25 protein-coding genes are annotated in these 23,462 nt (G+C 51.1%); 17 read left to right on the top strand and 8 right to left on the bottom strand.

All coding sequences use genetic code 11. The annotated features are described in order from the left end of the window. Positions 1–46: 46 nt before the first annotated feature. From atpE to ACO0LG_RS24450, 8 genes are all read left to right on the top strand, one after another. Positions 47–289, top strand: a complete 243-nt coding sequence (gene atpE, locus ACO0LG_RS24485) for a F0F1 ATP synthase subunit C (RefSeq protein ID WP_186917574.1) — start codon at positions 47–49, stop codon at positions 287–289. Between the two features lie 65 nt (positions 290–354). Then, positions 355–825 (top strand): F0F1 ATP synthase subunit B, encoded by a 471-nt coding sequence (locus ACO0LG_RS24480; protein WP_422951672.1) that lies wholly within the window; start codon positions 355–357, stop codon positions 823–825. 2 nt (positions 826–827) lie between these two features. After that, a complete protein-coding gene (locus ACO0LG_RS24475; protein ID WP_423030354.1) occupies positions 828–1,361 on the top strand; it encodes a F0F1 ATP synthase subunit delta in 534 nt (177 codons plus the stop codon). 26 nt (positions 1,362–1,387) lie between these two features. Then, on the top strand, positions 1,388–2,929 hold the full coding sequence (gene atpA, locus ACO0LG_RS24470; RefSeq protein ID WP_423030352.1) for a F0F1 ATP synthase subunit alpha: 1,542 nt from the start codon (positions 1,388–1,390) through the stop codon (positions 2,927–2,929). Between the two features lie 29 nt (positions 2,930–2,958). Then, positions 2,959–3,828, top strand: coding sequence for a F0F1 ATP synthase subunit gamma (gene atpG, locus ACO0LG_RS24465; protein WP_423007144.1), 870 nt, complete (start codon positions 2,959–2,961; stop codon positions 3,826–3,828). Positions 3,829–3,858: 30 nt separating this feature from the next. After that, on the top strand, positions 3,859–5,268 hold the full coding sequence (gene atpD / locus ACO0LG_RS24460; protein ID WP_423007142.1) for a F0F1 ATP synthase subunit beta: 1,410 nt from the start codon (positions 3,859–3,861) through the stop codon (positions 5,266–5,268). A gap of 68 nt (positions 5,269–5,336) precedes the next feature. After that, the gene (locus tag ACO0LG_RS24455) at positions 5,337–5,759 is read left to right on the top strand and encodes a F0F1 ATP synthase subunit epsilon (RefSeq protein WP_422973703.1); all 423 of its coding nucleotides are present in this window, start codon (positions 5,337–5,339) and stop codon (positions 5,757–5,759) included. 107 nt (positions 5,760–5,866) lie between these two features. Then, positions 5,867–6,283, top strand: a complete 417-nt coding sequence (locus tag ACO0LG_RS24450) for a CoA-binding protein (protein WP_423030349.1) — start codon at positions 5,867–5,869, stop codon at positions 6,281–6,283. Here ACO0LG_RS24450 and ACO0LG_RS24445 read toward each other — a convergent pair. Both ACO0LG_RS24445 and ACO0LG_RS24440 read right to left on the bottom strand, forming a co-directional pair. Next, on the bottom strand, positions 6,271–7,002 hold the full coding sequence (locus ACO0LG_RS24445) for a tetratricopeptide repeat protein (protein WP_423030347.1): 732 nt from the start codon (positions 7,000–7,002) through the stop codon (positions 6,271–6,273). The genes ACO0LG_RS24450 and ACO0LG_RS24445 overlap by 13 nt on opposite strands. A 45-nt stretch (positions 7,003–7,047) precedes the next feature. Beyond that, positions 7,048–7,521, bottom strand: a complete 474-nt coding sequence (locus ACO0LG_RS24440) for a hypothetical protein (protein ID WP_423030345.1) — start codon at positions 7,519–7,521, stop codon at positions 7,048–7,050. Positions 7,522–7,661: 140 nt separating this feature from the next. On the opposite strand from ACO0LG_RS24440, the gene ACO0LG_RS24435 reads away from it, so the two are divergent. The 6 genes from ACO0LG_RS24435 (at position 7,662) to ACO0LG_RS24410 (ending at position 14,392) form a co-directional block, all read left to right on the top strand. Next, positions 7,662–8,486, top strand: a complete 825-nt coding sequence (locus ACO0LG_RS24435; RefSeq protein WP_423030343.1) for a PPK2 family polyphosphate kinase — start codon at positions 7,662–7,664, stop codon at positions 8,484–8,486. Next, positions 8,483–9,247: an SGNH/GDSL hydrolase family protein gene (locus tag ACO0LG_RS24430; protein WP_423030341.1), complete on the top strand. Its 765-nt coding sequence runs from the start codon at positions 8,483–8,485 to the stop codon at positions 9,245–9,247. Before ACO0LG_RS24435 ends, ACO0LG_RS24430 begins: the two co-directional genes overlap by 4 nt. Positions 9,248–9,589: 342 nt before the next feature. Further along, positions 9,590–10,675, top strand: a complete 1,086-nt coding sequence (gene hemE, locus ACO0LG_RS24425; protein ID WP_423030570.1) for a uroporphyrinogen decarboxylase — start codon at positions 9,590–9,592, stop codon at positions 10,673–10,675. 528 nt (positions 10,676–11,203) lie between these two features. Further along, positions 11,204–13,240, top strand: coding sequence for a primosomal protein N' (locus ACO0LG_RS24420; RefSeq protein WP_423030339.1), 2,037 nt, complete (start codon positions 11,204–11,206; stop codon positions 13,238–13,240). A gap of 77 nt (positions 13,241–13,317) precedes the next feature. Further along, a complete protein-coding gene (locus ACO0LG_RS24415; protein ID WP_423030337.1) occupies positions 13,318–13,869 on the top strand; it encodes a gamma carbonic anhydrase family protein in 552 nt (183 codons plus the stop codon). An 82-nt stretch (positions 13,870–13,951) separates the two neighbouring features. Then, a complete protein-coding gene (locus ACO0LG_RS24410; RefSeq protein ID WP_423030335.1) occupies positions 13,952–14,392 on the top strand; it encodes a GNAT family N-acetyltransferase in 441 nt (146 codons plus the stop codon). 12 nt (positions 14,393–14,404) lie between these two features. Here ACO0LG_RS24410 and ACO0LG_RS24405 read toward each other — a convergent pair whose 3' ends face one another. Further along, a complete protein-coding gene (locus tag ACO0LG_RS24405; RefSeq protein WP_423030333.1) occupies positions 14,405–14,872 on the bottom strand; it encodes a hypothetical protein in 468 nt (155 codons plus the stop codon). A gap of 194 nt (positions 14,873–15,066) precedes the next feature. On the opposite strand from ACO0LG_RS24405, the gene ACO0LG_RS24400 reads away from it, so the two are divergent. The 3 genes from ACO0LG_RS24400 (at position 15,067) to ACO0LG_RS24390 (ending at position 16,968) form a co-directional block, all read left to right on the top strand. Further along, positions 15,067–15,903: a L,D-transpeptidase gene (locus ACO0LG_RS24400; protein ID WP_423030331.1), complete on the top strand. Its 837-nt coding sequence runs from the start codon at positions 15,067–15,069 to the stop codon at positions 15,901–15,903. Between the two features lie 79 nt (positions 15,904–15,982). Further along, positions 15,983–16,615, top strand: coding sequence for a LysE family translocator (locus tag ACO0LG_RS24395; protein ID WP_423030329.1), 633 nt, complete (start codon positions 15,983–15,985; stop codon positions 16,613–16,615). A gap of 11 nt (positions 16,616–16,626) precedes the next feature. Then, the gene (locus tag ACO0LG_RS24390) at positions 16,627–16,968 is read left to right on the top strand and encodes a YkvA family protein (RefSeq protein WP_423030327.1); all 342 of its coding nucleotides are present in this window, start codon (positions 16,627–16,629) and stop codon (positions 16,966–16,968) included. Positions 16,969–17,058: 90 nt separating this feature from the next. On the opposite strand, the gene ACO0LG_RS24385 is transcribed toward ACO0LG_RS24390, so the two are convergent. Genes ACO0LG_RS24385 through ACO0LG_RS24365 form a run of 5 tightly spaced genes read right to left on the bottom strand, consistent with a single transcriptional unit; the run spans position 17,059 to position 23,421 of the window. Further along, positions 17,059–17,478: a hypothetical protein gene (locus tag ACO0LG_RS24385; RefSeq protein ID WP_423030325.1), complete on the bottom strand. Its 420-nt coding sequence runs from the start codon at positions 17,476–17,478 to the stop codon at positions 17,059–17,061. A gap of 14 nt (positions 17,479–17,492) precedes the next feature. Further along, positions 17,493–19,853: a protein kinase domain-containing protein gene (locus ACO0LG_RS24380; protein ID WP_423030323.1), complete on the bottom strand. Its 2,361-nt coding sequence runs from the start codon at positions 19,851–19,853 to the stop codon at positions 17,493–17,495. Further along, the gene (locus ACO0LG_RS24375) at positions 19,854–20,510 is read right to left on the bottom strand and encodes a 4Fe-4S single cluster domain-containing protein (protein WP_423030321.1); all 657 of its coding nucleotides are present in this window, start codon (positions 20,508–20,510) and stop codon (positions 19,854–19,856) included. It lies immediately after the preceding gene. Beyond that, positions 20,507–22,354, bottom strand: coding sequence for an AAA family ATPase (locus ACO0LG_RS24370; protein ID WP_423030319.1), 1,848 nt, complete (start codon positions 22,352–22,354; stop codon positions 20,507–20,509). Before ACO0LG_RS24370 ends, ACO0LG_RS24375 begins: the two co-directional genes overlap by 4 nt. Next, positions 22,351–23,421 carry a hypothetical protein gene (locus ACO0LG_RS24365; protein ID WP_423030317.1) on the bottom strand — a complete coding sequence of 357 codons (1,071 nt, stop codon included), beginning with the start codon at positions 23,419–23,421 and terminating at the stop codon, positions 22,351–22,353. Before ACO0LG_RS24365 ends, ACO0LG_RS24370 begins: the two co-directional genes overlap by 4 nt. Positions 23,422–23,462: the final 41 nt, after the last annotated feature.

Here is a 23,462-nt window from a genome sequence, read left to right as displayed (position 1 = left end):
TTTTTTGATTTTGGTATTTTAATTTTAACTTTCTAGGAGTTTTCTCATGACTAACGTCGCTTTCGTTGCATTGGCTTGTGGTTTGATCATCGGTTTGGGCGCTTTGGGTGCTTGTATCGGTATCGCTATGATGGGTGGTAAATATCTGGAAGCGTCTGCTCGTCAACCAGAATTGATGGACAAACTGCAAGGTAAAATGTTGTTGTTGGCTGGTCTTATCGATGCTGCGTTCATTATCGGTGTTGGTATCGCCATGTTCTTCGCAACTGCAAACCCATTCAAAGGCTAATAGCTTTCCTTTTTCTACCGCAGGTCTCTGGCCTGCGGAACGATTAATTTGATAAGGAAACTAAAGTGAATCTGAATCTATCTATGTGGTATCAGGCTGGGGTGTTTTTCATCCTGGCTTTGGTGACTGCAAAATTCATCTGGCCACCAGTGATTGGTGCGATCGATGAGCGCATGAAGCGCATTGCAGACGGTTTGGCTGCTGCTGATAAAGGCAAGTTGGAAATGCAAGCTGCTGAAAAGCGCGTGCAGGCTCAATTGGCTGCTGCTGGTGAAGAGAGTAAAACACATATCATCAACGCAGAAAAACGCGCTGCTCTGATCGTTGAAGAAGCTCGCAACACCGCTGCTGCTGAAGCTGCCCGCATTATTGCTGCAGCAAAAGCGGATGCTGAAAATCAAGTGACTAAAGCACGCGAAGAATTGCGCGACCAGGTTGCCACTCTGGCAGTCAAAGGCGCAGAACAAATTCTGAAACGTGAAGTCAACGCATCTGCTCACGCGGATCTGTTGAACCAACTGAAAACCGAGCTGTAATCATGGCCGAAATCGCAACGATCGCTCGTCCTTACGCAGAAGCGCTGTTTCGTGTTGCCCAATCCGGTAACCTGTCCGCCTGGTCGGAACTGGTTACCGAAATGGCACAGGTAGGTGCGCATCCCGATGTACAAGCTCTTGCACACAACCCCAAAGTCTCGGCTGATCAAAAAGCTGAGATTTTCTTGTCTGCGATCAAATCTCCAGTGACTGCTGAAGCGAAAAACTTCATCAACACACTTGCTGACTATGACCGCCTGACTTTGCTGCCGGAAATCGCTTTCCAGTTTCATGCTCTGAAAAACGCCCATGAAGGCGCTGCAGATGCAGAAGTGACCAGCGCATTTGACATGTCGGCAGCTCAGTTGAGCGAGCTTTCAGTGCTCTTGGAAAAGAAATTTGGCCGCAAGTTGCACCCTACAGTCAAAGTGGATTCCACGTTGATCGGTGGTGTACGCATCGTGGTTGGTGATCAGGTGCTCGACACGTCGGTACGCGCGAAGCTGCAGAAAATGCACGTCGCCCTGACCGCGTAAGAACGTAATAAATATTAGGAGTTAGTATGCAACTCAACCCATCTGAAATCAGCGAGTTGATCAAGAGCCGGATTCAAGGCCTTGGCGACACAGCTGAGATTCGCAATCAAGGTACGGTTATCTCCGTTACCGACGGTATCTGCCGCATTCACGGTCTGTCTGACGCGATGCAAGGCGAGATGCTGGAATTCCCAGGCAACACATTTGGTCTGGCATTGAATCTGGAACGTGATTCCGTTGGCGCCGTTATCCTGGGTGACTACGAACACATTTCCGAAGGCGATACAGTTAAATGTACTGGCCGTATTCTGGAAGTGCCTATCGGTCCTGAACTGCGTGGTCGTGTCGTTAACGCGCTGGGTCAGCCTATCGATGGCAAAGGCCCTATCAATGCAAAACTGTCCGCGCCGATCGAAAAAATCGCGCCTGGCGTTATTGCACGTCAATCCGTTTCTGAACCTATGCAAACGGGCCTGAAGTCTATCGACGCGATGGTTCCGGTTGGTCGTGGTCAGCGTGAATTGATTATTGGCGATCGTCAAACTGGTAAAACAGCTGTTGCGATCGATGCCGTGATCAATCAAAAAGGTCAAAACGTTACCTGTATTTATGTAGCGATTGGTCAAAAAGCATCTTCCGTTAAAAACGTTGTGCGCGCTCTCGAAGCCCACGGCGCCATGGAATACACCATCGTTGTTGCCGCTACTGCTGCTGAATCCGCAGCGATGCAATTCGTCTCCGCTTACTCCGGTTGCGCAATGGGTGAATACTTCCGTGACCGCGGTCAAGATGCACTGATCATTTATGATGATCTGTCCAAACAAGCGGTTGCTTACCGTCAGGTTTCCCTGTTGCTGCGCCGCCCACCAGGCCGCGAAGCTTACCCAGGTGACGTATTTTATTTGCACAGCCGTTTGCTGGAACGTGCAGCACGCGTTAATCCTGATTATGTTGAAAAATTCACTAACGGTGAAGTCAAAGGCAAAACAGGTTCATTGACAGCATTGCCTATCATTGAAACTCAGGCTGGTGACGTTTCTGCTTTCGTTCCAACCAACGTCATTTCGATTACTGACGGTCAGATCTTCCTGGAAACATCCTTGTTCAATGCCGGTATCCGTCCAGCGATTAACGCTGGTATCTCGGTATCCCGCGTTGGTGGTGCTGCGCAGACTAAAGTCATCAAAAACCTGTCCGGCGGTATCCGTAATGACTTGGCACAGTACCGTGAATTGGCAGCGTTTGCCCAGTTCGCTTCTGATCTCGATCCAGAAACACGCAAGCAGCTTGATCGTGGTGCCCGCGTGACTGAATTGTTGAAGCAAGCTCAATATTCGCCGCTGTCTATCTCCCTGATGGCTGTTACATTGTTCTCCGTGAACAAAGGCTTCCTGGATGATGTACCGGTCAAGCAAGTGCTGGCATTCGAAGCAGGCGTGCACAATTTCATGAAAACGAGCCATGCAGCATTGCTGCAGAAGATCGAAGAAACCAAGCAACTGGACAAAGATGGCGAAGCTGCCATGGCTGCCGCAATTGCTGATTTCAAAAAATCCGGCGCCTATTAATTTACTGTAGCTAGAAGGAGTCAATACTCATGGCTGCAGGCAAAGAGATACGTGGCAAGATCAAAAGCGTAGAAAATACGAAGAAGATCACGAAGGCGATGGAAATGGTCGCTGCATCCAAAATGCGTAAAGCGCAAGACCGGATGCGTGCGGCTCGCCCGTACAGTGAAAAAATTCGTACCATTACGGCTAACTTGTCACAGGCCAACCCAGAGTACACGCATCCTTTTATGGTGCAACAAGATCTGTCCAAGAAAGTTGGCGTGATTGTTGTAACGACAGATAAAGGTTTGTGTGGCGGTCTCAACACTAACGTGTTGCGTCTGGTCACCAGCAAAATGCGTGAACTCGAAGGTAAGGGTTCAAAGATAGAAGCGGTCGCAATTGGTAATAAAGGTCTCGGCTTCCTGAATCGCGTAGGTGCGCAAGTGGTTTCCCATGTCACACAATTGGGCGACACTCCTCACCTCGACAAACTGATCGGTCCAGTCAAAGTTTTGCTGGACGCGTATCAGGAAGGCAAGCTGGACGCGGTTTACCTGAGTTACACAAGATTTATCAACACCATGAAGCAAGAGCCGGTGATGGAGCAGTTGCTGCCCCTGACAGCGGACAGGCTGACGACAGAGAAGAATGCCCATACCTGGGACTATCTGTATGAGCCAGATGCAGCAACCGTGATTGATGAATTGTTGATACGTTATGTAGAAGCACTGATTTTCCAGGCCGTAGCGGAAAACATGGCATCTGAACAATCGGCCCGTATGGTGGCGATGAAATCAGCAACTGATAACGCAGGTAACGTGATTGGCGAACTGAAACTGGTTTATAACAAAACCCGTCAAGCCGCCATTACCAAAGAGCTCTCCGAGATCGTCGCCGGCGCGGCAGCGGTCTAAACTGAATTTAAATATTAAGAAGGAACGAACATGGCTAATGGCAAAATCGTTCAGTGTATCGGCGCTGTTGTGGACGTTGAATTTCCACGCGACGCGATGCCTAAGATTTATGACGCCTTGAAAATGGAAGGCTCCGAACTGACATTGGAAGTTCAGCAGCAATTGGGTGACGGCATCGTCCGTACGATTGCTCTGGGTACTTCTGATGGTCTGCGTCGCGGCATGACTATTTCCAATACTGGCAACCCTATCATGGTACCAACCGGCAAAGCAACGCTGGGTCGCATCATGGACGTATTGGGCAACCCTATCGATGAATGCGGTCCTGTCAGCCACGCGCAGACAGCATCCATCCACCGTAAAGCCCCTGCTTACGACGAACTGTCTCCATCCCAGGAATTGCTGGAAACCGGTATCAAGGTGATTGATCTGGTTTGCCCATTCGCTAAAGGTGGTAAGGTCGGTCTGTTCGGTGGTGCGGGTGTGGGCAAGACCGTCAACATGATGGAACTGATTAACAACATCGCCAAGGCACACAGCGGTTTGTCCGTGTTTGCCGGTGTGGGTGAGCGTACTCGTGAGGGTAATGACTTCTACCACGAAATGGCTGACGCAAAAGTGGTTGATCTGGAAAATCCAGAAAACTCCAAAGTGGCGATGGTGTACGGTCAGATGAATGAACCACCAGGTAACCGTCTGCGCGTTGCTCTGACGGGTTTGACGATTGCTGAAGGTTTCCGTGACGAAGGCAAAGACGTTTTGTTCTTCGTGGATAACATCTATCGTTACACACTGGCCGGTACTGAAGTATCCGCTTTGCTGGGTCGTATGCCTTCCGCCGTGGGTTATCAACCTACGCTGGCTGAAGAAATGGGCCGTCTGCAAGAGCGTATTACATCCACTAAAACTGGTTCGATCACATCGATCCAGGCCGTGTATGTTCCAGCCGATGACTTGACCGATCCATCTCCTGCAACGACGTTTGCTCACTTGGATTCCACCGTTGTTCTGTCCCGTGACATCGCCTCCCTGGGTATCTACCCTGCGGTTGATCCACTGGATTCAACATCCCGTCAGTTGGACCCACAAGTGGTTGGTGTAGAGCACTATGAAACAGCCCGCGCTGTTCAAGGTACTTTGCAGCGCTACAAAGAATTGCGCGACATTATCGCGATTCTGGGTATGGACGAATTGGCTCCTGAAGACAAACTGCTGGTTGCGCGTGCTCGTAAAATGCAGCGTTTCCTGTCTCAGCCTTTCCACGTTGCTGAAGTGTTTACCGGTTCTCCAGGTAAATACGTTTCGCTGAAAGAAACGATCCGTGGTTTCAAAATGATCGCTTCCGGCGAACTCGATCACCTGCCAGAACAAGCGTTCTACATGGTAGGTACTATCGACGAAGCAATCGAAAAAGCGAAAAAAATGGCTGCCGCTTTATAAGCGAACAGGGGTGCAGTTAATCAATTAGCTGCACCATAGCTTTTTTGAGCGAATAATAAGGGTCCAACATGGCACACACTATTCACGTTGACGTGGTTTCCGCAGAAGAGTTGATCTTCTCCGGGGAAGCCGAATTCGTCGCGTTGCCGGGTGAGGCTGGTGAATTGGGTATCTATCCGAAACATACACCACTGATTACCCGCATCAAGCCGGGCGCGGTGCGCATCAAGGTTCCAGGCAAAGCCGAAGACGAATTTGTATTCGTCGCCGGTGGTCTGCTTGAAGTGCAACCAAATGCAGTGACAGTTTTGGCCGATACCGCGATTCGCGGTCAAGATCTGGACGAAGCCAAAGCCAATGAAGCCAAGAAACTGGCAGAACAAGCTTTGGTTAATCGTGATTCCAAAATTGACTATGCGCAAGCACAGGCAGAACTGGCATCCGCGATCGCCCAATTGGCAGCGATACAAAGATTGCGTCAAAAGCGTTAATTTCGCTGCGAAAATTTTTCGCGACGAAAGCAGTACAATGGAAAGGCAGCTCAGGCTGCCTTTTTGTTTTTCCATGCTGTCAAAATGGACCAATACTGGAACTACCCATGCCTGTGGAACAAGACTTGATTGCCGAGATACTGAGCAAAAGCAAAACCATCGCCGTCGTCGGCCTGTCGTCAAAAACTTCCCGCCCCAGTTATGGCGTGTCTGCCTATATGCAGGCGCATGGCTATCGCATCATCCCTGTCAATCCGCGTGAGGCTGGGAATATGATACTGGGCGAGCATTGCTATCCTGATTTGATTGCTGCAGCAGCAGAACACCGTATCGATATTGTCGATTGCTTTCGCAATGCGGCTGATATCCCACCCGTTGTGGAAGAGGCCATACAGATGGCCGCGCCTTATCTGTGGATGCAGTCAGGCATCATCAATACAGAAGCTGCCGCCAGGGCAGAGGCAGCAGGTACCAAAGTAGTGATGGATAGGTGCATCAAGATAGAACATCTTTACCGTGTCTGAGTTTGCTTTGCTGCGCGCAATTGCTGTATGTAGGCAAGTTCGTTTTGCGCCAGTGTATTCTCAGGTTCGATTTGCAAGGATTCCTGAAAAGCTTTTTCTGCCTCATCGAGTTGCTTAAGCTCTATCAAAGAAAATCCTATGCCGCGCAGGGACATCGCCAGGTAAGGGCGTTGTGAGGAATATTGTTTGCTCAATTCATGAGCATGACGATAGGTTTGCAAGGCTTCTGTGGGCTTGGCCAGCTGGTTCAAGACATAACCAATTTCTACCGAAGTACCAGCAGAAACCGGGGCCAGATATTCCACTCTCCTGAGCATGGACAAAGCCTGTTGCAAATCCCTTCTTTCAACCGCAACAAAGGCCTGGACTTGCAGGCAGTTTTTATAACCCCATTCTATCCATTGAAAATTCAGCTTGCTGGATTTGCTGAACTCCTCAAATTCTTGAGTCGTCTGGAAAGAGAATTGCTTTTTGCTGCTGTCAAAGATGGATTCATAAGACCGGCAATTTTCTTTTGCTTTTTTGTCTGCTTCTTCAAATTTTCCCGCCTTGATCAGCAGATTCAATGCTTTTGATGCAGTAGAGAATTCCACCCCCTTGGCACTGTCCGCGACTACATTGGTATGGGTGGTAATCGTAATAATTTTGTCGTCAGCCGTAGCGCATGCAGGCAAGGCTGCCACCAAGGCAAAAGCAGCTATCCATTTGCGCCCACTCATTATTCGATGTGGAGTAAAAAATCAGTCATGTTCAGGGTAAGGTGATTATTCATAAAAAGCCCGGTGTGGCTCCACGTAGATCAATTTTATCGACTTGAGCAGTTTGAAAATGATCACTGCCAGCAATACATAGAAATACCCTACCAGCAGGCTGTATAAGCCGCCTATCATAAACAGATGGAACAGGTCAGCGATATAGATGCGCCTTTCGTTGATCATCATAATGACCGCAGCACTAACACCAAATGCCAGCACCATGACGAATGGCGCAAAATGGCAGTAGAAAACAAACTTGTTTTCATTCTGGCGAAAAAAAAGCAATGTTGAACTCCAGCAGCATCCATCAGTAAATACGGTATGCCACCAACGATCAGCGATCCAAGCAGAGAGCGCGACAGTTCGCGCAGCACCCCAAATTGTGCGCATGCAAGGCTGAGCAAGCTCAGCACTATGGGCAATAACAAAGCGATCAGCTAATAAGTTTTCTTTCGTATCATGTGCAATGAGTTGGTAATGCATGCCACACAAAAAACACAATCCTGTTGAATGCATTTGCAGTCTTGCTAGGGTATGCAGCACTTTTCATATTATCATCAAAGCATTATCTCTGATGTTGAGATATTTTCTTTGTAAGCAAACAATATTGATGGGAGACTTGAATGACAGTTGCGGACTTGTTTCGGGTAGGTAAAGGTTTCCAGGTCAAGGATGCTGATGCCAATAGAAAGCTGGTGGGTACGGCCGCCTCTGAAAAGAATGCAGACAAGGCAGCTGACAAGCTGACGACACTAAAGCTGGCGGAAGAAATTTCTGACCTGCAAAATGTCTTGTATGCCGCTCATGACCGCAAGCTATTGATCATCCTGCAGGGTATGGATACTTCCGGTAAAGACGGCACGGTCAAAGGCGTGTTCGGGCAAATCAATCCCCTGGGTGCCCGCACGGTGGCCTTCAAAGCCCCCAGCACCGATGAAAAGAATCATGATTACCTGTGGCGTGTGCATAAAGAATTGCCTGGCAAGGGTGAAATCACCATCTTCAACCGCAGCCATTATGAAGATGTCCTGATTACCCGCGTACATGACTGGATTGACAATGCGGAATGCAAGCGTCGCTATGTACAAATCCGTGACTTTGAACGTATGTTGGCCGAGACGGGCACGGTGATACTGAAATTTTTCCTGCATATTTCCAAGGCCGAGCAAAAAGCCAGGCTGGAAGAGCGTCTGGCCGACCCTGACAAGCACTGGAAGTTTGATCCACAAGACCTGGTAGAACGTAAATACTGGGATGCCTATCAAGAAGCTTATGAAAACACCTTGCTGGCAACTGACGCCGATCATGCGCCCTGGTATGCCGTGCCGTCGGACTCCAAGACCCAGCGCAACCTGGTGATTGCCAGCATCGTGCAAGAAAAAATGCTGAGCCTGAAACTGAAATATCCGCCCGGTAATCCTGATTACAGCAAACTCAAGGTGGAATGAAGTTCGCTTATTTACCTGAGTTAGTCGCGGCACCGCTGTATCCCTTGCTGGCCTGGCAGGGGCGGCACACCCGTGCAGTGACACCACGCCTGTCTGAGGCCACTGACCAGGCCTTTGGACGATGGGCCCGTGGCAATTCGCCTGTGGATAAATACAAGGTATTGGGTATAGGTGAGTCGCCCGTTGCCGGTGTCGGCGTGGCGAACTATGAAGAGGCCATCACCGCCCAACTGGCAAAATCACTGGCTGGCAAGCTGGATGCCACCGTGGCATGGCAGGCCCTGGGGCAAAACGGTGCTCGTTTATCGTGGGCCAGGCAAGCTTTGCCAGGGTTTCGCCAGGCACAAAGCCATGCATCGCCAGCCTGGGATGTCATTCTGGTCGCTTTTGGAGTGAACGATACGACCAGCTTTTGCCCGGTGAACAGGTACCGCACAGAATTGCAAAGCCTGCTGGATGAATTGCAGATGATGCTAAAACCAAGTGGTCTTATCGTATTGGCAGGCGTGCCACCGATGCAGGTTTTTCCTGCGTTGCCCGCTCCTTTGCGCCAGGTTTTGGGCATGAAAGCGCGCGCCCTGGATCACGTAAATCACGAAATGGCAGTGTCCCGGCAGCGGGTTTTGCATTTGCCGTTCACCGCAAATCTTCAAGATGTGCGCCAGATGGCCGAAGATGGCTACCATCCGTCAGCACTTGGCGTCAGTATTTGGGCAGAAGAATTAGCGAAAACATTTCTGCAAAATCGTCAAGAAAAATAATATGGCTTTGGTACTTATGCACAATTTCACTTGTACGCGATTTATGCTAAAAAACGCACATTTCTCATAAACTGGTATTCCTTCCCAATAAAATCAATGACTTACAGAATAATCCTGTTAACCGAATTTAAAATAAATCAGTAAACTGGCATTCTGTCATTTCTATCCACAAAGTTATCCACAGTTTATTGCCGGAAATTTTGCTGAAAATTACGCCACTTGTTGCAGATCAGATGCCTATCCTGCGCGCATAGGCGATAATGTCGCTTATACAGCAATAGTCTGCGTAGTTTGACAATGTCAGTAGATAAGCAGATGCGCGCAGCGTCACCGAAAGCCTTTATGTCCATGAATTTTGCCCCACTCAAAAACGATACCTTCCTGAGAGCTTTGTTGCGCCAGGAAACTGACTACACACCGCTATGGTTGATGCGCCAGGCAGGCCGTTATTTGCCTGAATACCGCGCCACCCGTAAAGGCGCAGGCTCTTTCCTGAGCCTGGCCAAAAACCCTGGCTTTGCCACTGAAGTGACTTTACAGCCGATAGACCGTTATGGCCTGGATGCTGCCATTCTGTTCTCAGACATCCTGACCGTACCAGATGCCATGGGTCTGGGTCTGTACTTTGAAGAAGGTGAGGGCCCCAAGTTTGAGCGCCCGCTGAAAGATGAAAAAGATGTCATGGCACTCAAAGTGCCAGAAGCCGGCAGCCTGCAATATGTATTTGATGCCGTAACGCAAATCCGCACTGCTTTGGATGGCCGTGTACCGCTGATCGGTTTTTCTGGCAGCCCATGGACACTGGCTTGTTATATGGTGGAAGGCCAGGGTTCGCGTGATTTCCATACCGTCAAGAGCATGATGTACAAGCGCCCAGACCTCATGCATCACATCCTGCGCACCAATGCTGACGCAGTGGCTACTTATCTGAATGCGCAAATCGATGCCGGTGCCCAGGCCGTGATGATTTTTGACAGCTGGGGTGGGGCGCTGGCAGACGGGGCTTATCAAGAGTTCTCACTGTCTTATATGCACGATATTGTCAGCCAGTTGCAAAAAGAAAAAGATGGCAAGCGTATTCCTGCCATTGTCTTCACCAAAGGAGGTGGCCTGTGGCTGGAACAACTGGCCGATATCGGTGCGGACGCCCTGGGCCTGGATTGGACCATGAACCTCGGCCAGGCACGCGCCAAAGTTGGTGATAAAGTGGCTTTGCAGGGTAATCTTGACCCGGCAGTACTGTTCGCTGAACCAGAACAAATCCGCAAGCAGGTGATTGCCACGCTCGATAGTTATGGCAAACCTGCGGCTGGTCATGGTCACGTATTCAACCTGGGGCACGGCATTTCGCAATTTACGCCAGTTGAGTCAGTCAGCGTGCTGGTCGAAACGGTGCATGAATATAGTCGTCAGCAGCGTCGGGCGTAGCAGGTAGCGGTATTTGTTTATAAAATATGCATCGTTTCTCGCTACTGACTGATAACAAAGCGGCTTGTCCAGCCAGTATTTCTGGTCAGGCCAGTGGCAAAGTATGGGCTTTTAGGCACTGGTAAAACAACAAGTGCCGGAAATGCTTGTCTTTGCGTTATGTTGCTCTGCAAAACATAGTACTGGTGTGCTTTTCCAGCCCGAAAGCTGTGGAAAACCAATGGATACGCCGCAGTAGAATTTTGCATTTCTATGCACATTTTCTGTTACTTATGCACAAAATCGGGGCGGCAAAAAATATTTTCAAAAATATTTTTTTGTCTTCCAGCATTTTTTGTAAGTCATTGATTTTAAAAGACTAAATTCTAGGCTCTGAGATAGGGCATTCTGTGGAAACCCACGTAAACGCTAGCGAAAACCGATGTCAATAGACCTTTCTCCACAAAGTTATCCACAGAAACTGTGGATATGTCAAAAAGCCTTATGAAATCAATAGTTAGCGCTGTTTTTCATGTTCAAGTTTAGATCGTGAAACAAGTTTATTTACGCGTCGCCCTCGATACCCCCCTTGACAGTACCTTCGATTATCGATGGACAGCACAAGAAGAGGGCGGTACTACTGTAGCCCCGCCCCAAGTTGGGCAACTGGTTGCTTTACCGTTTGGCCGCCAGGAAGTAGTCGGCCTGATCATGGATGTAGTGACTGAGACCGATGTCCCGCCCGCCAAGCTGCGCGATGTCATCGCCGTACGGCATGAGTTACCGGCCATGAACAAGGAATGGTTGGCGCTATGCCAGTTTGCCGCCGAGTACTACCAGCGTCCCATAGGCGAGGTGGCAATACCTGCCTTGCCCAAAAATTTAAAAGCCATTAAGACAGTCTCTCTGCAGCGCGCCATCAAGAAGCTGGACAAGTTGCCAGAACTGGCCGATGTCAGCCCGGTGGGTGAACCGCCATTAAATCCTGAGCAACAAGCCGCTGTCGATGCCGTTGCCAATGCAGACGGCTATGCCCCGCATCTGTTGTTCGGAGTCACTGGCAGCGGCAAGACAGAGGTGTATTTGCAGACTGCCGCCAAAGTGCTGGCAAAAACCCCGGATGCCCAGATCCTGATCCTGGTGCCAGAAATCAACCTGACACCACAGCTTGAATCCCATATCCGCGCCCGTTTCCCCGGCCTGATGCTATCCACTTTGCACAGCGGTATGGCAGAAGGTGAACGCATGTTGCACTGGCTGGCAGCGCATACCGGTCGTGCCCGCATCGTACTCGGCACACGCCTGGCCATGCTGGCATCCCTGCCAAAGTTAAAACTTCTGATCATTGATGAGGAGCATGATCCTTCCTACAAGCAACAGGAAGGCTTGCGTTACTCTGCCCGTGACCTGGCCGTATGGCGGGCGCGCCAGCTCTCCGTACCGATCTTGCTGGGCTCAGCCACACCCTCGCTGGAAAGCTGGCAGGGTGCGCAGACTGGCCGTTACCGACTGCTGGAATTACGTGAGCGTGCAGTCCAGCATGCAGTCTTGCCCATCATACGCATCATCAACCTGGAAAGAGAAAAACCCAGCGAAGGCCTGACGCAAAGATTGATAAGCGCTATCAAGCTACGTTTGGAGAAGGGTGAGCAATCACTTCTGTTTCTCAATCGACGCGGTTATGCACCAGTACTGGCCTGCGATGCCTGCGGCTGGATCAGCAATTGCACCCGCTGCACCGCCCATCTGGTCTTGCACAAAGGTGACCATAGATTGCGTTGTCATCACTGCGGTCTGGAACAACGCATACCGCGCTCATGCCCGACTTGCGGCAATATCGACCTGCAACCTTTGGGTCGCGGCACCCAGCGCATGGAAGAAAGCCTGGCTCTGCTGTTCCCGGAGGCAAGAGTATTTCGTATCGATGCCGATTCCACCCGCCTCAAAGGCAGCGCCGCCGCCGCCTTTGAGCGCGTACATGCCGGTGAAGTCGATATCCTGATAGGCACACAAATGGTGGCCAAGGGCCATGACTTCAAACGCCTGACCCTGGTGGCAGCGCTGAACCCGGATGCTGCTTTGTTCTCGCAAGATTACCGCGCCAGTGAACGCCTGTTCGCCCAGCTCATGCAGGTGGCAGGACGGGCAGGGCGAGCAGCGCAAAAAGAAGGCGGTAATGCATCCGAGGTGCTGGTGCAAACCCGCTACCCTGACCACCCGCTCTACCATGCGCTGATGTCACACAATTACCCCGATTTTGCCAAAGACTTGCTGGATGAACGCCAGCAAGCCCATATGCCACCTTTCATGTACCAGGCTTTATTGCGGGCAGAAGCCAAAGAGCTGGAAACCGCTATCGAGTTTTTAAAGCAGGCCGCAGTTTGCACAGAACACCAGGGCATCATGATCAATGACCCCATCCCCATGACGATGACGCGGGTCGCCAATGTGGACAGGGCGCAATTGCTGGTCGAATCAGTTTCACGACCAGCGCTGCAAGCCTTTGTCAAAGCCTGGATAGCAGATTTGCGCGCCATGAAAAGCAGGGTCAGGTGGTCGGTGGAAATTGATCCTGTGGATATCTGACTATCTATTCACATGGGCTGAAGATGGGATCAGTTAAAATTGCTGTTCAAATTCGTCATTGAGCACAATAAAGCACCATGCCACTCAGCCCTTACCTGACCACTTTTCCTGAAGTCTCTGAAAATTGCTACCTCCACCCCAGCGCCCAGCTCATAGGCGATGTACAACTGGGGCCGGACAGTTCAATCTGGTGTAATGCCGTCTTGCGTGGTGATGTCAATCACATACGTATAGGCCATAGCAGCAATTTCCAGGATCTGGCCATGGGCCATGTCTCACACAAGAATGTCAGCAAGCCTGCTGGTTCGCCACTGATCATCGGTGACTATGTGACGATAGCCCATTCCGTCATCCTGCACGGCTGTAATATTGGCGATGAATGCCTGATAGGAATGGGCAGCATCGTCATGGATGACGTAGTGATCCACAAGCATGTCATGCTCGGTGCTGGCAGCCTGGTGCCGCCGGGCAAGGTACTCGAAAGTGGCTATCTGTACGTAGGCCGCCCGGCAGTCAAAGTCCGCGCCCTGACGGCAGAAGAAATCAGCTATTTCAAATACTCAGCAGAACACTATGTGCGTATCAAGAACAATTACCTGGCCAGCGCATTGACCCAGCCATCTGAATGAACTTGGAAACGGCCTTGTGGTCTGAACCCGGCAATGCATTTTTGAAAGATTCTCAAGCAATCAAGCATAAGGACAGAACGGCATGAACGCAACACAGGCTGGCGAATACTGGATCACCACAGACAAGGACAAAATCGATATCGACCTAGTCCATCAATTTTTGACGACCGAAAGCGGCTGGGCCACCGGTATTTCACGACCTGTAGTAGAGGAATCTCTGCGCAATTCCCTGTGTTTCAGCATCTTCCAGCAAGAGCGCATGGTGGGCTTTTGCCGCATCATCACCGACATGGCCACCTTTGGTAACCTCGTCGATGTGTTTGTTGTGACCGACATGCGCGGCAAGGGTATTTCCAGATTGCTCATGGAAGAAGTCATGGCCCACCCCGTTGTCAGCAAGCTGCGCCGCTTTACGCTATCGACCAGCACCGCCGCTGGCCTGTACGAAAAGTTTGGTTTCACGCCACTCAGTAAACCAGACAATTTCATGGAAGTGTACAAACCCAGGATTTACCTGGACTGAAACCCCGGCGTTTTATTGAGCAGGCTGGTAATTCAGTTCACCGACATTGCTGGCCTCGAAATACATCATCAGCTGCCGCTGACTGCCTTTTTTGATATCCGTCACCTTTTTGACGATCTGGTCAGAACGTTTTACCTTGTCATGGTATTGCGCCTCCACTTCATAGCGGCCTTCGGGCAGACTCAGGAATAACCAGGGGCCATCCAGCGTCGTTGTCAGCAACACGGCTTTGGTTTTGTCGTCTCTCACAATAACTTTGAGATCCGCCAGGTAAGCGCCGGATTTATTGGCAGCAGTGCGCAGCCACAGATTGTATGGCCCGGCCTGCTGTTGTAATTCTTCCCTCTCCGTGGCACCTATACCACCAGTGACGCAGGCAATGTCCTTGTTTGAACAATTGCTGCCCGCGGCCAATGCAGGCATGCTCAGACAGAGAAAAAATGACAAGGGTAATAGCGCAGTTAATTTCATATATTTCACGGCTGAGTCCTCCTGTGTAAAACATGCAATATAGTATTTGTGACATGAAGGTGTTTGAGATGAGTCAAAGCTGCAACACCTTGGATGCCAGCATGATATTTATACTTGTCTGTGACCATCAAACGCGGCATATTGAAAGGGACAGGCCTTGAGGCCTCTTTGCATAGACTACAGATTCTTTTTTCCCATTCAAGATGCTTTCATCCCTGCTTAAACCTGCCATCGCCATCACGGTGGCACTGGCCTTTGCCACACCTGCGCAAGCACTGGAGTCTGCCCTTAGTCTTAAGGACATCTACTCCAGCACGGTAGTGCAGCAAGTACAACCGCCGCCAGAAGATTTGCAATCCTATATAGCGCAGATGGCTACGGCCCTTAGCACTAACAGCATCACCAGCCTGCCTTCTCAATACATTTTGCTGGTAGACCGCAATCCCAAAGTCCAGGTTGCCATGTTGTTTTGGTTAGACCAGGAAGGGCAATACCAGTTCATTGGTGCTTCGCCTGTTTCGACAGGGCGTTCTCCTGGTTTCGAGCATTTTGAAACCCCCGTAGGGGTGTATGTGCATAGCCTGGCCAATCCGGATTACCGTGCCGAAGGCAGTAAAAACAGCAAGGGCATACGTGGCTATGGCATCAAAGGCCGGCGCGTCTTTGATTTTGGCTGGCAAAAGGCTAAAAAAGGCTGGGGCGACAAAATCATCGCCGACATGCGCCTGCAAATGCATGCGACCGACCCTGGCGCACTCGAATCACGCCTGGGTACAGTGCAATCCAAGGGTTGTGTACGGATACCGGGTACGTTGAATCTCTTGCTGGACCGCTACTCGGTGCTGGACGCGGACTATATGCAAGGCGTGGCAGAGGGCAAGAAATACTGGGTACTCGATAAAAACCGCCAGGACAATCCTTGGGCCGGGCGCTATATGGTCATCATCGATAGCGGTAAAGAGCAAAAACCTGAGTGGGCCGCTTATATGCCATCTGCACCATCGGCGCCTGCAACCCGCAAGGTAGCAAAAGCTTCTTGAGCCACAGGACAGGTGTCGGGCTCTGAAATCGACTAAGATATCCCTGACAGATTATTTAAATTACTTCAGGAGAGCCCGCATGTCTATAGAAACCTGGTTGCTGTATGTCCTTGCCGTGCTGGTATTAACCATCACTCCCGGCCCCGCCGTACTGATGTGCATCACCAATAGCATCAATGTCGGTGCCCGTATGACCCTGTTTCCTGCCTTGGGGAATATCACCTCGCTCATCGCCATCATGACTTGCTCGGCGATAGGCATCGGTGCCATTCTGGCGACATCGGCGCTGGTGTTTACCGTCATCAAATACCTGGGCGTGGCTTACCTGCTATATCTGGGTATCAGCAGCTTGCGTGCCAAAAGCAGTGATTTTGTCTTGCCGGCAGAAACTGAGCTACGCGGCACCCGCCTGCGTCTGTATGTAAAAGGCATGCTGGTCGGTATCAGTAACCCCAAGGCCTTGCTGTTCTTTACCGCCTTCTTCCCGCAATTCATCAATCCGGCCGCCGCCAAGCTCCCGCAATTTTTGGTCTTGTGCAGCACCTTTGTATTTTTTGAATTCAGTGTGCTGATGTTGTATGCGGTATTTGCCGAACGCATGGGCCCTTGGCTGCGCTCCAAGGGCAAGGCAAAGATGTTCAATCAGTTCTCTGGTGGCGTGTTTGTGGCGGCGGCAGGCTTGCTGGCCACCGTGAAAAAGGCGAATGACTAAGGAGCAAGATCATGTCACATGGCAAAGCGTATAGTGAAAACGGTTTTTGGGACAAGCTCAAGAAATCTACACAAGCAGCAGGTAGCGAAGTCATAGAAAAAGTACTGTGCCTCTACTATGCAGCGCAAAGGCCGGAGACACCTGCCTGGGCCAAGACTGTCATCTTCGGGGCATTGGGTTACTTTATTTTCCCTCTCGATGCGGTACCGGATATGTTGCCTGTGGTTGGTTACAGCGATGACCTGGGCGTGATTGCGGGTGCGCTGGTGACCGTCAGTTTTTATATTACAGATGAGGTGAAGCAGAGCGCCAGGGATAAGATGAAGGGCTGGTTTGGTAGTGGACAAGTTTGAAGCCTTGCATTTCCAAACTGCCATGAAGCTCAATCCAGCTCAGAGAGAGCTGGATGGGATCAGTATTTTATCCGCAAAATAATCAGGCGTTCAGCTAGCAGCCTTCCTGGTAGAATTCTTGATAAAATCACCATGCCTGAACCTTAATGCCGACCAGTCGTCATCAATCGCCACCATCCTCACCGTATCAAATCCCGCCGCCTTGATCACATCCCAGCCAGTATCGCGGTTGAATTCACATTGATATTTCTTTGAGCTTCCCTTGGGATAAGCAAACCACAGCAAGGCGTCCCCCTCTACCAGCTTGCTCAGGGCCAGGGAGATTTCATCAAGCTCTTGCTGCTTGCTGACAAACACCAAAGCAAAAGTCAGCTTTTTGACGCCAGACAATTTCTCGAGTACTTTAACACCCTCCAAAGCTGCGATTTCGGGCTCGAATGACGGCGGTGCATGCAAGACCAGGATTTCACTCTGATCTTTCAAATTCAATTTGTTAAAAATGGCAGACATGGATACTCCAGAATTTATAGTTGCTCACCCAACTCGCGTATTTTGCGCATGCTCAAAAAATTAGGCAAGAAGCGCCAGGCGGCAAGGCTTGAGACCAGCAGCAATATCCAGTAAAAATTGCTCTTTCTGAAAAAGATAAGTGCGACGATCATGGCAATCGCCAGAAAAACCTGCATTTCCTGCCCCGCCCAGCCCTGGTTTTCTGTGCGTCTTGCCAGCAGTTGATTGAGTTCGCGGGATATTCCCGATGCAATATGTTCTACCCGCGATGCGCTCTTCTTTGCTTCCTGCCATGCTGCTTCCGTGCTGGCTGACGCGCGCAGTTTTTCCAGCAATACATAATACTCTTCCAGTGCCTTTTGCAAGTCTTCTACGGCGCTGTCAGGCAAGAGACTGTCGGTGGCAGCCGTGCGCAAGCTTTTGATACTTTGCAAGACTTCCTGCTTTATTGCTACGGCGGCATCCTGCTCTGCGCTACGCTGCCAGGCATCGGCTTTTTGCTGGCGTTCAACGGCTTTTTGCGCTTCCGGTAACAGGGCTTCGAGTACCAGTAGCGAAGCGACTGGCATTTTTTCTATCTCACCCAATGCAGATAACCAGGGGCAATAAGCTTGCAGGCCGGCATAGGCGACATGCAGGCGCTTGCGCAGGCGCTCAGGCCAGCGTTCATCATAGACCAGCGCCAGCACCCGTGCATGCAATCTATGCAGGGGTGCGCTGTCATCTGTCTCAAGGCCGTACATGAGTTTGTCGATATTACTCTGTTCCCCAGGCAATTGTTTGCTGGCATAGTCTTTCACGATGCCAAAAGCTTCTCGCCAGGCCTGCTCGATTTGCTTGCAGCAAGCCTGCCATTTTTGCACTATGCTGGCGATCTCTTTGTTGCCCGCATCGGCATAGGCTTCCAGCACGCCATAGTTGTACAACTGTTTCAGCCAGTTGCTGGCAGCTTCATCACCTTTCAATGAGCGGTTGGCATAGCCGAGTATCGCTGGCAGTTCTATGGTTTCACCGCGCCATACTGGTGGTATGCCGGGTGCCAGATGCAATATCAGTCGCAATAGCTGTACATCGACCGAGAGCTTTTTATCCTGGCGCATATCGAGCAAGACCCGCACCGCATTCTGGTCTTTTTGCACATCGCGGAACCAGGCCAGCAATTGCGCATTCGAGATATCCCTGACACCATCATCCCAGTTGCGGGCCAGCGCCACTGCCAGTTGTTCACGGGTGTGGCAAAGATATTGACCTATATGATAGGGTTCGCGAAAGCCGCCCATGGCCATGGTTTCGATGGCATCTGGCAGGCTGACATCGCGCGCCAGCCAGCGCATGATCTGTTCCTCACCCCAGCGTTTTTTAGGGTCCCGCAAGAGCAGGCCGCGCAACAGTTTGCGCAGATAGGTATCCGGCACGGCATTGAGTTCCAGCTCGCGCGTAGTCAGATGGTGCAGGATGACCGCTTCTGACAAACCGGCAAATGGGTGCTGGCCCAAAGCCATTTCCAGCATGATCATGCCCAGCGCCCAATAATCTGCCTTGGCATCGATGACGCCGGACAGGCTTTCTGGTGAGGCATACGGCAAGGTGCGCGCTGTACCGGTCAGTCTTTGCGTGGCATCCAGCACAGATGAAATACCAAAGTCAGTGAGTATCAAATCCAGCGGTTGCAAGTTGCGCACCAGGATATTCTCAGGCTTGAGGTCACGGTGGATAAGTCCTGCCTTATGTACACTGGCGATGGCAGTTGCCAGTTCGCGTACTATGCTTTCCAGCATGACAGGATCTGGCCGCCTGTCTTGTACAAATTTTTTTAATGAGCCAAGCTCACAGTATTCCATGAGCTCATAGGCATGGCCATCAGACACACCAGCTTCCAGCACGACTACGCGGTGCGCTGTTGGTACCGCGTTTAATCTTTCCCTGACCTCGGATTTGCCATGTATGCCGTGGCGATATATCTTGGCGACGCGCTGTATGGCAGAGGCATTTTCTTCCACCAGCAACAACTCAGCCTCTGCTCCCAGGGTTGGCAGGTGATGCAGTATTTTGTAGCGATCACGCAGGGCTTGCGGCAGTGATAACAGGCTATGAATCTGGCTGCTATCTTGCGTCGTTGGTTCCTTGCTCAACGGGCGATTGCAATACACACATAGTTCACTGCCAGGTGGATTACTTTGTGCGCAATCTTCATAACTGCAAATTAATTCTGTTGTGCTGGCTACGGGCTGTTTTATCTTGATCGCAGACTCAGGCTGGTCATGTTTTTCCATCAAGTCCACACCAGACAACAAAGTGCCACAAATACAGCGCATGACTTCTGGTGCGTTGTCGGTTTCACAGGCGGGGCAGCGACGTATGTAAGTCTGGCTCACTCAGGGTCTCCAGCTGACACGATCAAATGTCAGGCCACGGCTGGCACATAATTGTTCCAGTGCCTGCATGTCACCGCGCCCGGGTATGCCTACATACCAGACACGCTGCCCATCTATCATGGTTTGTATGCGCTTGTCCTGTTCATCTATGGGGGCATCAACATAAGCCTGCATGCGCGCCCTTGCACGGTCTGACAAGAGTACCAGCGGTTGATTGCCTGAGCCGCGCCAGGCCTGGGTCAGCGGCTTATTGACGATAAAAGGTTCGGGGATCAGGGCATCAAGTTTTTGCAGCAAGTCTGCATGCTTTTTTTGCAGGGTTGCGAGTGGATAACCGCTATAGCAGAGTATGTCAAAATCCATCGCCGCACTGCTGCGCCAGTGATGCAAACCATCAAGCAAGGCATGCAGGGCCTTGGGCTGCTCGAATGGTTCGCCACCTGAGATGGTGATACCATCAAATTGTCCGGTACCGACTTCGCGACACCAGCTCAGCAAACCTGCGACTGTCATTTCCTTGCTACCATCCCTGGCCCAGGTATCTTGCGAGACACAGCCCTTACAGCCTATGCTGCAACCTTGTACCCATATTCCTATGCGCCGCCCCGGCCCCAGTACAGTGACGGGGAAATGCGCTTTATTGATCGCTATCTTCATGCTAATTGCAGGCTCAGGCTGATGACTTTATCGGCTTCGGTAATCGCCGTTACGGTGACACGCTGCTTGCCTTCGAGTTCCTGTTCAAACAGGGCGCGCGACAAGGGGTTGATAAAATTCGATTCGAGCTGGTTGCCGACACCACGGCCACCATTACTGAGGTCACGGATACAGCGCGCCAGCAGTTCATCACGCACTGCCGCAGGCATGGCCAGTTGCAGCTGGAGTTCTTCCTGCAAACGACGCGCCACATTGCGCAACATACCATCAAAAATCTTGGCGGCGACTTCAGCAGAAATAAAATCAAAGACGACAATATTGTCGCCAATGCGGTTCAATAATTCTGGCCGTGACAAATTGAATTTGAAATAATTACCTATGGCTGCACGCACCTTGGATTCCACGGTTTCATAGCTGTCACCTGGCTTGACATTTTCATGACGCTGGCCGTGACTGTCTTCTACATAGATACCGAGGTTGGAAGTGAAGATCAGGATGGTTTCAGAAAAATAGGCAGTGTCACCACGGCCATCGGTCAGGCGGCCATCTTCCAGTATCTGCAAGAATTTATCGAGTATGCGCGGATGGGCTTTTTCGATTTCATCAAACAGCACGACAGAAAAAGGTTTTTGCCTGACAGCGTTGGTGAGCTCTCCACCGGCTTCAGAATCGATGAAACCAAGCTGGGCACCGAGCAACCTGGCACTGGTATGTTCCTCTGCAAATTCACTCATGTCAAAACGTGTGTAAGCAGCTTCATCACCAAACACCAGTTGTGTCAGGGTCTTGGCCAACTCGGTTTTACCGACGCCAGTGGGGCCAGCAAAAAACAGCACTCCGCGTGGCCGGCTACCGACCGAGCGTGTCTGCGCACCCGTCAAGCTCATGACTGAACGCTTTAGAATATCCAGGGTCTTGATGACCGCAGGGCGTTGGCCCTTGACGCGGTCTTCGATAAAATTTTCAGCATCGCGTATTTTTTTACGCAGATATTCCTTGCGCCAGGGGTTATCCAGCACGCCAACCTTATAGCAGCGTACTGCATCTTCTATATCGCCAATAGCAAGTTTTTGCCGGTCCGCCAGCTCAGTAATATCCGCCAGGGCAGACAGGGACATGCCATCTGTTCCTTCAGTAAAAGCCTTGACGAATTGGGTGCGGACATTGGCTTGCGCATCAGCAAACCCGGCAAACAAGGGTGCCAGTTGTTGTGCCGCAGCCTGGCGCATTTCAAAGTCGGGCTTGCCAATGTGCAGGGTCGCAATCCGCTCACTATCGAGCGTGAACCAGGATGGCAAATCCTGCGCACGGTTCACCAGCCACAAGATGGGATTGTATAATGGTGGTCCACCATTCTGACGGGGGACTATGGCAGAGGCATTCAGCGAGATTTTTTCTGCGGCGACAAAGAAGCGGTGTTCAGCCTCATTCAACTGCTCAGGCTTGCGGCTGATGCGTGAGGCAAAATCCAGCACCAGCGCGCAACGCACTTCGCGTTCTGCACTGATTTTTTTCATCAGCTTGCTCAGGCTTTCGAGGCTCATTTGCTGGCAACCATCTGCCAGCTTCACGTCGAACAGGCGGGCGGCCATATCACGCTGCGCTGCTTCGTCAGGATAGACACGCAAGCCATCAACCGGGTCATACGCAAGTAAAAGGCTGTAGTCCTGGTTTTTTAAAAATTCCCATAAGGCCCGGTTGAAAGGCACCAGGGTGGCACTGCCAGAGGCGGCATCAAGCGGCAATAGAAAACTGTCGCGTATGCTGCCAGAAACCACATATTGAGATCGTATAGGCAGCAGGCGCTGCAAGTCTTGCAGCCAGCGTATGTCAGGTACATTCATGGCAATTTATTGCTACGTTGTTGTGTGTGGCTTTCGATTTGCTCTTCTTCTGCAAATCGCGGCAGCTTGTCTTCCACGACCAGTTGCACTGGCAATTCACCTGCTTGCAATAGCCGTGTTACCTGCATGTGGATGCCACGCGCTTCCAGTGCTGCCATCAGCGTCGGGAATTCACTGCACCAGCGGTCTTCTGCCAGATGGTCAAGCACGCTGCGTTCATTCTCGCCTTGTTTGACGGCACGGATGACATTGAAATTGGCTTGCCCGGTCTTGGCATCCATGCGCATGCGCACCATGTATTTGTCCCAGCTGTTGCGGCGAAAATGAACGGTGCCGCCTTCTACAAACAGAGTGTGGGATATTTCTTCGACCTGGTAGCCAAGGTCTTTCAACGTCTGTTCGAGTATCAGGGCCTGGGCTTCATCTACCTGACGCTTTTTCTCGGCTTCCAGCAGGTTCTGGATGTGCAGGCGCAAATCACTGGCCAGCAGATCAGCCCGCTCACCGGGCAGGCATATTTCCAGCTCTCTTGCCAGTCCTGCGATATCTTCTGGTAGTTGTGGCAGGTGGGCGACGCGTTTCAGCAGGCGCGCCAGCCGGTCTTGCGGCAGAGTTGCACTGCTGGCCGTTGCCATCTCAAAATCTGTCTGGTCAAAGAGGGCATCGGCCCGTCTGGCAGACTCGTGCAACAGCACAGGTCTGAGCTCATACACCAGTGCTTGCAAGCTATGCAGATAAGTGATGATGTCCTGCTCATCCGCCCCTTGCGGAGCCAGCGGACGAATGGCCTGTACCTGATCACCGCAGCCTATTTTTTCAACCAATAGCAATAAATCAGCATACTCTTGCTCTGTCGTTTGCAATTGCTGCTGCAAAGCCTGTTGACTCAAGCCAGTTGCAGTACGCAGGCGTTCTTGCAGAATGGCTTGCTGCTCATTCTGTTGCGTGCGCAAGAGTCCGGCATCCTGATGCGCCTGCTTGACAGCCATGGCAGCACGTATGCCTGCTGCTGACAGCAAAACCCGCATCGCATCGGCTCTGGTCAAAACGGTGGTAGGACCGCTCATAAGCCCTGTTCAGGAAGTTGCAAGAAAACATAATATAGCAT

Origin of the sequence: Undibacterium sp. Ji42W, from assembly GCF_049340405.1 — a bacterium.
Taxonomy (GTDB): domain Bacteria; phylum Pseudomonadota; class Gammaproteobacteria; order Burkholderiales; family Burkholderiaceae_D; genus Undibacterium.
This window is presented reverse-complemented; position numbering and strand designations above follow the sequence as displayed.

What these genes read in the sequence shown, in the direction of transcription:
- atpE (WP_186917574.1), top strand. Translation starts at nt 47, where the DNA reads ATGACTAACGTCGCTTTCGTTGCATTGGCTTGTGGTTTGATCATCGGT.
- ACO0LG_RS24475 (WP_423030354.1), top strand. Translation starts at nt 828, where the DNA reads ATGGCCGAAATCGCAACGATCGCTCGTCCTTACGCAGAAGCGCTGTTT.
- atpA (WP_423030352.1), top strand. Translation starts at nt 1,388, where the DNA reads ATGCAACTCAACCCATCTGAAATCAGCGAGTTGATCAAGAGCCGGATT.
- atpG (WP_423007144.1), top strand. Translation starts at nt 2,959, where the DNA reads ATGGCTGCAGGCAAAGAGATACGTGGCAAGATCAAAAGCGTAGAAAAT.
- atpD (WP_423007142.1), top strand. Translation starts at nt 3,859, where the DNA reads ATGGCTAATGGCAAAATCGTTCAGTGTATCGGCGCTGTTGTGGACGTT.
- ACO0LG_RS24455 (WP_422973703.1), top strand. Translation starts at nt 5,337, where the DNA reads ATGGCACACACTATTCACGTTGACGTGGTTTCCGCAGAAGAGTTGATC.
- ACO0LG_RS24450 (WP_423030349.1), top strand. Translation starts at nt 5,867, where the DNA reads ATGCCTGTGGAACAAGACTTGATTGCCGAGATACTGAGCAAAAGCAAA.
- ACO0LG_RS24445 (WP_423030347.1), bottom strand. Translation starts at nt 7,002, where the DNA reads ATGAGTGGGCGCAAATGGATAGCTGCTTTTGCCTTGGTGGCAGCCTTG.
- ACO0LG_RS24440 (WP_423030345.1), bottom strand. Translation starts at nt 7,521, where the DNA reads ATGCATTACCAACTCATTGCACATGATACGAAAGAAAACTTATTAGCT.
- ACO0LG_RS24435 (WP_423030343.1), top strand. Translation starts at nt 7,662, where the DNA reads ATGACAGTTGCGGACTTGTTTCGGGTAGGTAAAGGTTTCCAGGTCAAG.
- ACO0LG_RS24430 (WP_423030341.1), top strand. Translation starts at nt 8,483, where the DNA reads ATGAAGTTCGCTTATTTACCTGAGTTAGTCGCGGCACCGCTGTATCCC.
- hemE (WP_423030570.1), top strand. Translation starts at nt 9,590, where the DNA reads ATGTCCATGAATTTTGCCCCACTCAAAAACGATACCTTCCTGAGAGCT.
- ACO0LG_RS24415 (WP_423030337.1), top strand. Translation starts at nt 13,318, where the DNA reads ATGCCACTCAGCCCTTACCTGACCACTTTTCCTGAAGTCTCTGAAAAT.
- ACO0LG_RS24410 (WP_423030335.1), top strand. Translation starts at nt 13,952, where the DNA reads ATGAACGCAACACAGGCTGGCGAATACTGGATCACCACAGACAAGGAC.
- ACO0LG_RS24400 (WP_423030331.1), top strand. Translation starts at nt 15,067, where the DNA reads ATGCTTTCATCCCTGCTTAAACCTGCCATCGCCATCACGGTGGCACTG.
- ACO0LG_RS24395 (WP_423030329.1), top strand. Translation starts at nt 15,983, where the DNA reads ATGTCTATAGAAACCTGGTTGCTGTATGTCCTTGCCGTGCTGGTATTA.
- ACO0LG_RS24390 (WP_423030327.1), top strand. Translation starts at nt 16,627, where the DNA reads ATGTCACATGGCAAAGCGTATAGTGAAAACGGTTTTTGGGACAAGCTC.
- ACO0LG_RS24385 (WP_423030325.1), bottom strand. Translation starts at nt 17,478, where the DNA reads ATGTCTGCCATTTTTAACAAATTGAATTTGAAAGATCAGAGTGAAATC.
- ACO0LG_RS24375 (WP_423030321.1), bottom strand. Translation starts at nt 20,510, where the DNA reads ATGAAGATAGCGATCAATAAAGCGCATTTCCCCGTCACTGTACTGGGG.
- ACO0LG_RS24370 (WP_423030319.1), bottom strand. Translation starts at nt 22,354, where the DNA reads ATGAATGTACCTGACATACGCTGGCTGCAAGACTTGCAGCGCCTGCTG.
- ACO0LG_RS24365 (WP_423030317.1), bottom strand. Translation starts at nt 23,421, where the DNA reads ATGAGCGGTCCTACCACCGTTTTGACCAGAGCCGATGCGATGCGGGTT.